The sequence below is a fragment of the Stutzerimonas azotifigens genome (assembly GCF_013522725.1).
GTDB lineage: Bacteria > Pseudomonadota > Gammaproteobacteria > Pseudomonadales > Pseudomonadaceae > Stutzerimonas > Stutzerimonas azotifigens_A.
Genome location: NZ_JAAMRF010000003.1, coordinates 578,630 through 589,566 on the forward strand (window position 1 = coordinate 578,630; position 10,937 = coordinate 589,566).

The 10,937-nt window shown below is 60.0% G+C and carries 11 protein-coding genes; 6 read left to right on the forward strand and 5 right to left on the reverse strand.

The genetic code is table 11. The features are described 5' to 3' along the window. The first annotated feature begins 23 nt into the window (after positions 1 to 23). Complete coding sequence (locus tag G7026_RS08580; RefSeq protein WP_181070322.1) at positions 24 to 1,502, forward strand: AAA family ATPase; 1,479 nt, start codon at positions 24 to 26, stop codon at positions 1,500 to 1,502. A 225-nt stretch (positions 1,503 to 1,727) separates the two neighbouring features. On the opposite strand, the gene G7026_RS08585 is transcribed toward G7026_RS08580, so the two are convergent. The 3 genes from G7026_RS08585 to hemJ form a co-directional block, all read right to left on the reverse strand. Further along, positions 1,728 to 2,306 carry a hypothetical protein gene (locus tag G7026_RS08585; protein WP_181070323.1) on the reverse strand — a complete coding sequence of 193 codons (579 nt, stop codon included), beginning with the start codon at positions 2,304 to 2,306 and terminating at the stop codon, positions 1,728 to 1,730. A gap of 113 nt (positions 2,307 to 2,419) precedes the next feature. Then, positions 2,420 to 3,388 carry an NAD(P)H-dependent flavin oxidoreductase gene (locus G7026_RS08590; protein ID WP_181070324.1) on the reverse strand — a complete coding sequence of 323 codons (969 nt, stop codon included), beginning with the start codon at positions 3,386 to 3,388 and terminating at the stop codon, positions 2,420 to 2,422. Positions 3,389 to 3,415: 27 nt separating this feature from the next. Next, positions 3,416 to 3,844 carry a protoporphyrinogen oxidase HemJ gene (hemJ, locus tag G7026_RS08595; protein ID WP_181070325.1) on the reverse strand — a complete coding sequence of 143 codons (429 nt, stop codon included), beginning with the start codon at positions 3,842 to 3,844 and terminating at the stop codon, positions 3,416 to 3,418. Positions 3,845 to 3,971: 127 nt separating this feature from the next. Between hemJ and argC the strand changes: the two genes are divergently transcribed. The 4 genes from argC to erpA all read left to right on the forward strand — a co-directional run bounded on the left by argC (position 3,972) and on the right by erpA (position 6,571). After that, the gene (gene argC, locus G7026_RS08600; protein ID WP_181070326.1) at positions 3,972 to 5,006 is read left to right on the forward strand and encodes an N-acetyl-gamma-glutamyl-phosphate reductase; all 1,035 of its coding nucleotides are present in this window, start codon (positions 3,972 to 3,974) and stop codon (positions 5,004 to 5,006) included. After that, entirely contained in the window at positions 5,006 to 5,728 is a 723-nt protein-coding gene (locus G7026_RS08605) for a DUF6776 family protein (RefSeq protein ID WP_258190191.1), read from the forward strand. The genes argC and G7026_RS08605 overlap by 1 nt, the downstream gene beginning before the upstream one ends. A 9-nt stretch (positions 5,729 to 5,737) precedes the next feature. Then, on the forward strand, positions 5,738 to 6,148 hold the full coding sequence (locus tag G7026_RS08610) for a bactofilin family protein (RefSeq protein WP_181070327.1): 411 nt from the start codon (positions 5,738 to 5,740) through the stop codon (positions 6,146 to 6,148). Between the two features lie 72 nt (positions 6,149 to 6,220). Further along, positions 6,221 to 6,571, forward strand: a complete 351-nt coding sequence (gene erpA / locus G7026_RS08615) for an iron-sulfur cluster insertion protein ErpA (RefSeq protein ID WP_138410443.1) — start codon at positions 6,221 to 6,223, stop codon at positions 6,569 to 6,571. A gap of 55 nt (positions 6,572 to 6,626) precedes the next feature. On the opposite strand, the gene G7026_RS08620 is transcribed toward erpA, so the two are convergent. Both G7026_RS08620 and G7026_RS08625 read right to left on the reverse strand, forming a co-directional pair. After that, positions 6,627 to 7,721 (reverse strand): anhydro-N-acetylmuramic acid kinase, encoded by a 1,095-nt coding sequence (locus G7026_RS08620; protein ID WP_181070328.1) that lies wholly within the window; start codon positions 7,719 to 7,721, stop codon positions 6,627 to 6,629. 3 nt (positions 7,722 to 7,724) lie between these two features. Continuing rightward, complete coding sequence (locus G7026_RS08625; RefSeq protein WP_181070364.1) at positions 7,725 to 9,140, reverse strand: peptidoglycan DD-metalloendopeptidase family protein; 1,416 nt, start codon at positions 9,138 to 9,140, stop codon at positions 7,725 to 7,727. Positions 9,141 to 9,312: 172 nt separating this feature from the next. On the opposite strand from G7026_RS08625, the gene tyrS reads away from it, so the two are divergent. Further along, a complete protein-coding gene (gene tyrS, locus G7026_RS08630) occupies positions 9,313 to 10,512 on the forward strand; it encodes a tyrosine--tRNA ligase (protein WP_181070329.1) in 1,200 nt (399 codons plus the stop codon). Positions 10,513 to 10,937: the final 425 nt, after the last annotated feature.

A 10,937-nucleotide genomic window follows, 5' to 3' on the forward strand; every position in this document is an offset into this window, starting at 1 on the left:
AACGTAGTTACAAGGAGGTATCGATGAAGAATGACATCCATGATCTGGGACTGGTGCTCGACTCGCGCGTCAAGCTCGTGGTCGTCGAGTCCTGGGATGAGCGGCGCGTCCTCGACACGCTTTCCTCGCTCGCCATACGCCGTGCTCTTTCGCTTCGTACCTGGACCGTGACCGACGGGTTTCGGCATCTGGTGACTGGCTCAGAAACCCAGGCGGAGCAGGATATGCGCGATCCGGAAGTCGCGCTGAGGTTCGTCAGGCACGACCGCCAGGAAAACCTCTACGTCTTCTGCGACCTGCACCCCTTTCTCGATACGCCGCGAGCGGTTCGGCTGCTGAAGGAGATCTCCATGGCTCAGGAGGCCGCTGCGCCGACGCTGGTATTGGTTTCGCATGCCCTCAAGCTGCCACCCGAAGTGCAGCGTCTGGCAGCGCGCTTCTCGCTGACGCTGCCCACCGAGGACGAGCTGCTGGCCATCGTGCGGGACGAGGCAATGCGCTGGAGCGAGCGGAACCGCGGTGCCAGGGTGCGCACCGACAACCGCACCCTTCAGCAGGTGGTCAAGAACCTGCGAGGTCTCGGCCATGGCGAAGCGAGGATGCTGGCACGCAATCTCATCTGTGATGACGGGGCGATCACCCAGGAGGACTTGCCGGATCTGAACAACGCCAAGTTCAAGTTGCTCGATCTCGACGGCGTGCTCGGTTTCGAACACGACACGGCACGCTTCGCCGAGGTCGGCGGGCTGCTCAACTTCAAGCGCTGGCTTGCCGACCGCCAGGATGCGTTTCTCAAGGCCCAGGGCGCCGACCTGCCTAAGGGAGTCATGCTCGTCGGCGTTCAGGGCGGCGGCAAGAGTCTCGCGGCCAAGGCCGTGGCAGGGCTCTGGGGGCTTCCCTTGCTGCGTTTGGATTTCGGTTGTCTGTACAACAAGTTCTTTGGCGAGACCGAGCGCAACCTGCGCGACGCACTCAAGCTTGCCGAGCAGATGGCGCCCTGCGTGCTATGGATGGATGAAGTGGAAAAGGGGCTCTCCACCGGGGAGCTCGATGGTGGCGTCAGTCAGCGCGTACTGGGGACCTTGTTGACCTGGATGGCCGAACGCAAGGCCCCGGTGTTCATGGTGGCAACGGCCAACGCCATTGACCGTTTGCCACCAGAGTTGATGCGCAAGGGGCGGTTCGATGAGCTGTTTTTCGTGGATCTGCCGGACCTGGCGACCCGGGCCGAAATTTTCCGTATTCATCTGGTCAGGCGTGAGCTGGCCGCCGACGGTTTCGATCTAGAGGAGCTTGCGGCAGCCTGCGATGGCTTCTCGGGGGCGGAGATCGAACAAGTGGTGGTCAGCGCCGTGTATGCCGGTCAGGCCCAGCAGCGCAGCGTGGATCAGGCTGTGTTGCTGGGGTGCATTCGGGCGACGTCGCCGCTGTCGGTCCTCATGGCCGAGGACTTGGCGGCGTTGCGCCATTGGGCCCACGGTCGAACCGTGCTGGCGGGCTGATGGGGAACGCCGGCGCTTGGATCGCCGGCCGATGTTCAACTGAACACGATGGCGGCCCGTGCCTACAATCGGCATGACGTTGCGGGCACAAAGCCAGCTAATGTCATGCAGACGCTACGCGGATCGGTATGTGTGCTGCGGCATAGGCGATGCGTGACGGCATCGAATCTCTCGGCCAGCGGTGCCCCGAAGGGCAGGGAAGACACGGCGACGACAGCAGCGCGATCATCGGCCAGGCAAGAGGGAGAGCAATCGTCCGATCCGGTCCTTGATGGTCAACGGCTTGATTTCATTGCCCTGTAGCGAGCTGTCTTCTTGGGGGCCGCCATGGGGCGAGTCGCTGGATCCGTCCGAAGGTGAGGGCACGACGGTCGGGGTGAGCGCTTCAGCCTGCGCCCGCTCCTTGAGCAATGCCTGGCGCGCCAGATATTTCTCGATGACGATGCCGCAGGCGCTGCACTCGATGGCTTTGGGCTGGCCATGCCCGCACTTGGGGCATTCCATCGTCTGGAGCTGAGCGGCTTCGGCAGTTTCAGCCGACTCGCTATCAACGAGCGTCAGACTGGCGGCGAAGTCGATTTCCTTGTGAGCCTGAGCGCCGGCACGCTGGAGGGCGCCGAGGTACTTTTCCGCCTCGTCTTCCCGCAGCTCACGCTTGAGCGCCACCGGCCCTTTGCCGAACAAGCCATCGATGCGGCTGCGATCACTCTTGAACAGCAGGGCGAGGTTGTCTTTCACGGCGTCGAGCGTCATGCCGGGCATGATCTCGCCGCTGAAAACGACTTTATATTGGGTGTCTTGCATGCGGCATCCCTGTCACGGCGGGGGAGAGCGGGAAGCCTAGGACGGGCGATCCGGCAAGACAAGTGGACGCTGATGGGAACCCTGTCGCGTTTTCTCGGAATGGGGAGCGGTTCTCAGCGTGGCCAACTGCTCGACAAAGTTGTGGCAGTGCTCAAGGCTTGTCGGTACTCCTGATCGAGACGGGCGACCAGTTCTGCCACGCTGGGCAGGTCGTCGATACCTCCCACGCCTTGTCCGGCGGACCAGACGGTTTTCCACGCCTTCGCTTCGTCTTGAACCGGCTTGAGCTTGGCGCCGTAATCCATGGTGCCTTTGCCTTGCAGATGCTCCTGGTCGAACCCGGCCTGCGCCAGGCTTTGACGCAGGAAACTGGCCGGAACGCCAGAGACAGCGGCGGTATGCACGATGTCGGCGGCATGCGCCTGCATCAGCATCTCCTTGTAAGCGCTCTGAGCCTGGCTCTCGGTGGTGGCGATGAACCGTGTGCCCATGTAGGCGAGATCGGCGCCGAGCAGCTGCGCCGCAGCGATCTGGTGTCCCTGGTTGATGCAACCCGACAGCAGCACGGTCTTGTCGAAGAATTGCCGGATCTCCGCCACCAGCGCGAACGGGCTCCAGGTCCCGGCATGCCCACCCGCGCCGGCAGCCACCGCGATCAGACCGTCCACGCAGGCCTCTGCCGCCTTTTCGGCATGGCGTCTGGTGGTCACGTCATGGAAAACCAGGCCGCCGTACCCATGGACGGCATCGACCAGTTCTTTCACCGCCCCGAGGCTGGTGATGACGATAGGCACCTTTTTCTCGACGCAGATGGCCAGGTCGGCCTGAAGGCGCGGATTGCTGTGATGCACGATCAGGTTCACCGCATAGGGCGCGGCATCTGGCCTTTGCTCCAGTCCCTCCTCGATGAGATCCAGCCACTGCCTGAAGCCGCTGCTTTCCCGTTGATTCAGCGCCGGGAAGCTGCCGACGATACCGTTGCGGCAGCAGGCAAGCACCAGCTCTGGGTTGGACACCAGAAACATCGGTGCGGCGACCACGGGCAGGCGTAGGCGATCTTGGAGCAGCGGCGGGAGCGACATGCGGGCTATCCTCTTTCGGGCAGTGGATTAGAACGGCTTGACGACCACCAGTATCACGATGGCAAGCAGGAACAGCACGGGCACTTCGTTGAACCAGCGATAGAATACGTGGGTGCGGGTGTTTTCACCGCGGGCGAAGCGTTTGAGCTGCGCGCCGCACATGTGGTGGTAGCCGATCAGCAGCAGGACCAGGGTCAGCTTGGCGTGCAGCCAGCCACCGGTGCTGAACAGCGCCGGGTTGAGCGAGACCAGGGCGATGCCGAAGACCAGCGTGGCGATCATCGACGGCAGCATGATGCCGCGGTAGAGCTTGCGCTCCATCACGCAGAAGCGCTCCTTGCTGACGGTGTCATCACTGGCGGCGTGATAGACGAACAGGCGTGGAAGGTAGAACAGCCCTGCGAACCAGCAGACGATGGCGACGATATGTAGCGCTTTGATCCAGAGATAGAGCATGTAGTGAGTCCTTATCGAGTTCGTACCGATAGTAGTGCCGGTGGGCCCACACGTCACCCTGGCAGTTGGCCGCAGCGGTCGGCGGCTTTATCATCACTGGATTTACGGATCTAACGAGGGGCAGCGCATGGTCAAGGTCGGAATCGTCGGCGGTACGGGCTATACCGGGGTCGAGCTGTTGCGCCTGCTGGCTCAACATCCGGAAGCGGAAGTGACGGTAATCACGTCTCGCTCCGAAGATGGCGTGAAGGTTTGCGACATGTTTCCGAACCTGCGCGGGCATTACGATCACTTGGCATTCAGCGTGCCGGACGCGGCGACCCTCGGTGCCTGCGACGTGGTTTTCTTCGCAACGCCGCACGGTGTCGCCCATGCCTTGGCCGGCGAGCTGCTGGCGGCGGGCACCCGAGTCATCGACCTTTCGGCCGACTTCCGTCTGGAGAACGCCGATGAGTGGGCAAAATGGTATGGGCAACCGCATGGCGCACCTGAGCTGCTCTCCGAAGCCGTCTACGGTCTGCCAGAGGTAAACCGTGAGCGGATCAAGGGCGCGAGGCTGATCGCTGTTCCGGGCTGTTACCCGACGGCCACGCAGCTGGGCTTTCTGCCGTTGCTCGAGAAGGGGCTGGCGGACGCTACGCGACTGATCGCCGATTGCAAGTCGGGCGTGAGCGGTGCTGGCCGTGCTGCCAAGATCGGGTCGCTGTTCACCGAGGCAGGCGAGAACATGATGGCCTACGCGGTGAAGGGTCATCGGCATCTTCCCGAAGTCAGCCAGGGCTTGCGCCGCGCCGCCAAGGGGCCGGTTGGGCTGACTTTCGTGCCTCACCTGACGCCGATGATTCGGGGTATTCATGCGACGCTCTACGCGACGGTCGCCGACACTGGAATAGATGTGCAACGCCTCTATGAGGACCGCTACGCCAACGAACCCTTCGTCGATGTAATGCCTGCCGGCAGCCATCCTGAAACCCGCAGCGTGCGCGGTGCCAACATCTGCCGTATTGCAGTGCATCGGCCTGAAGGTGGCGATCTGGTGGTTGTACTCTCGGTGATCGACAACCTGGTAAAGGGTGCATCAGGCCAAGCCCTGCAGAACATGAATATCCTCTTCGGCCTCGATGAACGCCTAGGCCTGAGCAGCCCTGCGTTGCTGCCCTGATGTCCGGCTGGGAAGTCCGGCCCAGCGATCCGAGGGTCCGCCGGCGGCTTTGGCTGGCCATCGGATTGCTGCTGTTTGCCGTTCCGGCCGCGTTCTATATGGGCGCTTACTGGGCAGCGGTCAATCCGCAGCGCCTGGCGGATTCGCAGCGAGAGCTGCTGCGCCAGCTCGCCGAACAACAGCAGGAGCTCGATCAGTTGCGTCAGCGCTATGCAGTGGTCGCCAGCGCCGACAAGGTCGGTCAGCAGGCTGGCGAGCAGAACAGGCAGACCATCAAGCTGCTCGAAGAGCAGATATTCAAGCTGCAGCAGGATCTGGCCTTCTATAAAGGCGTACTGGCGCCTGCCTCTCGTCGTGACGGGCTGCGTGTTCGCTCGGTTGAGGTCCAGGGCACGGACGATCCCCGCCGTTTCCGCTACAAACTGCTACTCAGTCGGGTGGGCAAGGATGATGTCGCGCTTGAGGGTAACTTGCAGGTCAGCGTTCTGGGTCAGCAGGCTGGCAAGGAGGTCAGCCTGCGGCTGGCCACGTTGTCCCAGGAGCACACCGGGCCAAACATCCCTTTCGCCTTCAAACATTTCCAGGCCATTCCGACAGCGGGTCGCTTCGCGGAACTTGAGTTGCCAGAAGGCTTCACGCCTCGGCAGATCAAAGTCCTTGCTCAGCTAAAGGGCGAGAGCAAGGCGCTGGAGCGTACCTTTCCATGGATCGATCAGGAGTAGACAGTTTTCATGTTCAACAAAGCCAAACCCAAGGCAGACCTGCAGCGCTTCAGCGGCAAGACGAGTGTGATTGCCGCTGACGCGGAAGTGACTGGAGATCTGTGTTTCCAGGGCGCGGTTCAGGTCGACGGCCGCTTGTGCGGCAATCTGGTCACGACGGGGGGGCTGGTACGGGTCAGCCACGGCGGACACGTCGAAGGCGAGATCCGCGCTCAGCATGTGGTGGTCGACGGGCAGGTCATCGGCGATGTGCATGCTGCAGAGCATCTGGAGCTAGGCACGCGGGCACGGGTCCGCGGTAACCTGTTCTACGGGCTGATGGAGATGGCGATGGGCGCAGAGGTGGAGGGCAAGCTGTGCCACCTGCGCGAAGAGCCCCGGCCTCTCGAGTTGCCCGCCAGTGTCGAACCGGCTGAATAGTTGACCAGTTTCGTCAGGTAAGCGGATAATGTGCGTCAAATGCAGTAGGGCGCTCCGCGCCAGGAGAACCAAATGAGTGTCGAATCCTTCACGCCCACCGCTATTCAGTTTAGCCAAGGTGCCGCGAGCAAGGTGAAGAGTCTTGTCGACGAAGAGGGCAACCCTCGGCTCAAGCTGCGCGTCTTCGTGACCGGGGGCGGCTGCTCGGGTTTCCAGTACGGCTTCACCTTCGATGAAGAAATTGCAGAAGACGATACGATCGTCGAGCGAGAAGGCGTCAGCCTGGTGGTCGATCCGATGAGCTTCCAATATCTGGCCGGTGCGGAAGTGGATTACCAGGAAGGTCTGGAAGGCTCGCGCTTCGTGATCAAGAACCCTAATGCCACTACCACTTGTGGGTGCGGCCAGTCGTTCTCCATCTGATTCAACGAATTCTCTGTTGCTATCACGCCGTGCCTGTCACGGCGTTTTGCTTTGATCAGGCTGGATAAATCGCGCCCAACAGGCGTTCGCCGCTCGCCCCGGTAACGCTTGGGCGGCTGGTAGGGATGCCCTCCAGTAAGCAGTGCGCCAGCCAGGCAAAGGCCATGGCTTCTATCCAGTCCGCTGGCAAGCCATATTCATCCGTGCTGGCTGTCGAGCAGCCGGGCAGCAGGTCGCTCAGGCGTTTCATCAGCTGACCGTTCCGTGCGCCACCGCCGCAAACCAGTAATTCACAGGTTTCGGGTTGGGCATAGATCAGCGCCTCGGTCACGCTACGGGCTGTCAGTTCGAGCAGTGTCGCCTGAACATCCGCTGAGCTGATCTCGGTTTGCAATGCACTCAGGTGCTCGTCCAGCCAAGCCTGGTTGAATAGCTCGCGCCCCGTACTTTTCGGGCCGTGGGTTGAGAAGAAGGGGTCGCTCAGCAACGCTTTGAGGAGGCCGGCGTGCACAGTGCCGCTGGCTGCCCAGTTGCCGTTATCGTCGTAATCCCGGCTGAGCTGACGCTTGATCCAGCCATCGAGCAGCACGTTACCCGGCCCACAATCGAACCCGGAGACAGGGCGGTCCGGAGACAGCAGTGTGAGGTTGCTGAACCCTCCGACGTTGAGCACGGCTCGGTGCCTGGATCGATCAGAGAACAGCGCCTCATGGAAGGCAGGGACAAGCGGTGCGCCCTGGCCGCCGGCGGCCACGTCGCGGCGGCGAAAGTCGGCTACGACGGTGATCCCAGTGAGCTCAGCCAGTAGTGCGGGATTGCCGATCTGAGTACTGAAGCCGCGCTGCGGTTCGTGGCGAACGGTCTGCCCGTGGCTGCCGATAGCGCGAATATCGTCGGGTGCACGCTTGGTGCGCTCCAGCAGCATCGCAATTCCGTGCGCGGCAAGCTTGACCCATTCCTGTTCGGCGACCGCGGCGCGGGCCAGTTCATCCATGCCGGATGAGCAGAGCTGTAGAAGCGCCTCCCGCAAATCCGCGGGCATCGGCAGATAAAGTGTGTCGATGAGAAGGGGGCGAGTGGTGTGCTCGATAAGCGCGATGTCCAGACCATCGAGGCTGGTCCCGGACATCACGCCTATATAGAAGGGCATGGCTTAATGCTTGTTCAGCGCAAGCATGGTTGCTCGCTCTTGATCCATCCGAGCCATTAGCGGCTGGCTCATTTGCATGAAGCGTTGCTTTTCGTTTTTGGCGATCGGATCGGCCATTGGCAGCTTCAGGCCCAGCGGGTCGACATGGACGCCGTCGACCTGGAACTCATAGTGCAGATGCGGTCCGGTAGAAAGGCCGGTCGTGCCGATATAGCCAATGATCTGCCCTTGCTTGACCGATGAACCATTGCGCACACCCTTGGCGAAGCCCTGCATGTGAGCATAGAGCGTGCGATAGCGGTTACCGTGCTGGATGACGATGGTATTGCCATACCCGCCCTTGCGTCCTGCCAGGATGACCTTGCCGTCGCCGGCGCTCTTGATCGGTGTGCCATGCGGCGCGGCATAGTCGACGCCCTTGTGGGCGCGGATCTTGTTCAGAATGGGATGCTTGCGACCGTTGGAGAAGCGTGAACTGATGCGAGCAAAGTCGACCGGGGTACGGATAAACGCTTTGCGCATGCTTTCGCCGTCGGCCGTGTAATAGCTGCTGGCGCCGTCCTTGCTGGTGTAGCGGACTGCGGTATAGGACTTGCCTCGATTGGTGAAGCGGGCTGCCAGAATATTGCCGGTGCCGACTCTCTTGTTCTCCACCAGCTTTTCTTCATAGATGACTTCGAAGGTGTCACCTTTGCGGATATCCATCGCGAAGTCGATGTCATAGCCAAAGATGTTGGCCAAGTCCATGGTCAGGTTGTGGTTGAGCCCCGCACGTTTGGCGGCGAGAAAAAGGCTGCTGTCTATTTGGCCGCCGGCATAGGTCGTGCGTACCTCGGGTTTTACCTTTTCCTTTGCGAAGCGGTAGCCGTCTTCCGCCTTTTCCAGTCGGATGGATTCGAGATCACTCAGCTTGCTGCTCAGGCTGGCAAGACCGCCATCTTCGGTCAGCTTGAATTCGAGCTCCTGCCCGATCTTCAGGCGAGTCAGTTGCTTGGCTTCTTTGCTACTGCCAATGACGTCATGGACAACTGAGGAGGGCAGGCCAACTTTTGCAAATACGGTCGATAGCGTATCCCCATTGGTCACTACTATCTGTTTGGTCAGAGGATCTTCAGCCGGTTCTTCGATTTTTGCGGCCAGCTCCAGCTCTTCCTCTATTCGGCCGGATTCGTCGACCGCGATGGAAGGGAAGGGCGGCTCAGCGGCGATGGCACTTGTATCGAGTTCAATGCTCTGCTCAGGCTTGGCATGACTCAGCTCGACCGCCGAATCCAGTTCGAGATTGATGAGTGTCTTTTTGGCTTCGACTTCGCGCGATGGGAACACCAGCAGAGCCAGGCTGAGCAGCGCGGCTATACCACTGGCGGCCAACAAATGGCTCTTGGGATAGAGGGGCGCTTTCTTTGCAGGTTTGGTCATGAGACGTCTGGCGATTTTTTTGTGCATGGAAATAACTGTCTAAAATATAAGCAAAGGCGCTGAGAGGCAACCCTTGGCCCGGTATTAGGGCTATCGGCAGGTTTTGCAAAACTTGTAATTCATGCTCGTTCTTGTAAGGTTGACACCCTTTGTTTTTGGGGGTTGGCCTGTCATGAGATCGGTAGCAGAGCAGTTGGCGCTGATAAAGCGCGGTGCTGATGAAGTACTAGTCGAGTCCGAGCTGGTTGCCAAGTTGGAGCGCGGTACGCCGCTACGCATCAAGGCAGGTTTCGATCCTACGGCGCCCGATCTGCATCTGGGGCATACCGTCCTTATTAATAAGCTGCGCCAGTTTCAGGATTTGGGTCATCAGGTTGTCTTCCTTATAGGCGACTTCACCGGAATGATCGGTGATCCGAGTGGCAAAAGCGCAACGCGGCCGCCTCTGACGCGCGATCAGGTTCTTGAAAATGCCGAGACCTATAAGGCTCAGGTGTTCAAGATATTGGATCCGGAGCGAACCGAAGTGGCGTTCAACTCCACTTGGATGGATCAGCTCAGCCCCGCCGATTTCATTCGCCTGGCCTCTCAGTACACGGTTGCGCGAATGCTTGAGCGGGACGACTTTGATCAACGTTATTCCTCCAATCAGCCCATTGCGATTCACGAATTCCTTTATCCGCTGGTTCAGGGGTACGACTCCGTTGCTCTTAAGGCAGACGTGGAGCTGGGTGGAACGGACCAGAAGTTCAATCTGTTGATGGGGCGTGAGCTTCAGCGTGCCTATGCGCAGGCCTCGCAGTGCATCGTCACCATGCCGCTGCTCGAGGGGCTGGACGGCGTGAAGAAAATGTCGAAATCGCTGGGGAATTATGTCGGCATCCAAGAGGCGCCGGGAGTGATGTACACCAAGCTGGTGTCGATGCCGGACGCGCTGATGTGGCGTTATTACGAACTTCTCAGTTTCAGGCCAATGGAAGAGATTGAGGAGTTCAAGTCCGATGTCGAACGTGGGGCCAATCCCCGTGACATCAAGATCAAGTTGGCCGAGGAGCTGGTCGCGCGCTTCCATGGTGAGGAGGCGGCGGCTTCCGCACACCGTTCGGCAGGCAATCGTATGAAGGATGGTGAGCTGCCTGACGACCTTCCGGAAGTCGAGTTGCTTTCTGCAGAAGACATGCCTATCGCATCGGTATTGAACAAGGCTGGGCTGGTAAAGAATGCTGCAGGCGCGCGCGATCTCCTGGGGGCGGGCAGCGTGAAGATCGATGGTGAGGTGATTGATCGATCCTTCATGGTCCGGGTAGGCAGTACTCATGTTTGTCAGGCAGGCAAGAAGGCTTTTGCCCGAATCACCGTCAAGTTCGGCTGATTCGGTAGAAAAGGGTTGACCTCGGCTTTCGTCTCCCTATAATGCGCCCCACTTCCAGCGCACAGCTAGATCAAAATCTGATGTTAATCAAAGGGTTATGGTTGAGGTGGTGGGTTGGGATGCTGGCATGAGTCCTGAGGGGTGACGGCTGGGTTGGAGGTGGGCTTGCTTGCTTCCATGTCTCGATCGGATTGATCGAAAAGATTCAAATAGGTGGTTGACAGCGATTCTGGTCGCTGTATGATTCGCCTCCCGCTGACGAGATCTACTGAGATCGGGCGCGGCAAGCGGTTGAGTAGAAAAGAGATTTTCGAAAAACAGCTTGACAGTAAGAAAGGCTGCTGTAGAATGCGCGGCCTCGGTTGAGACGAAAGACTTGATCGAAACGCTCTTTAACAACTGAATCAAGCAATTCGTGTGGGTGC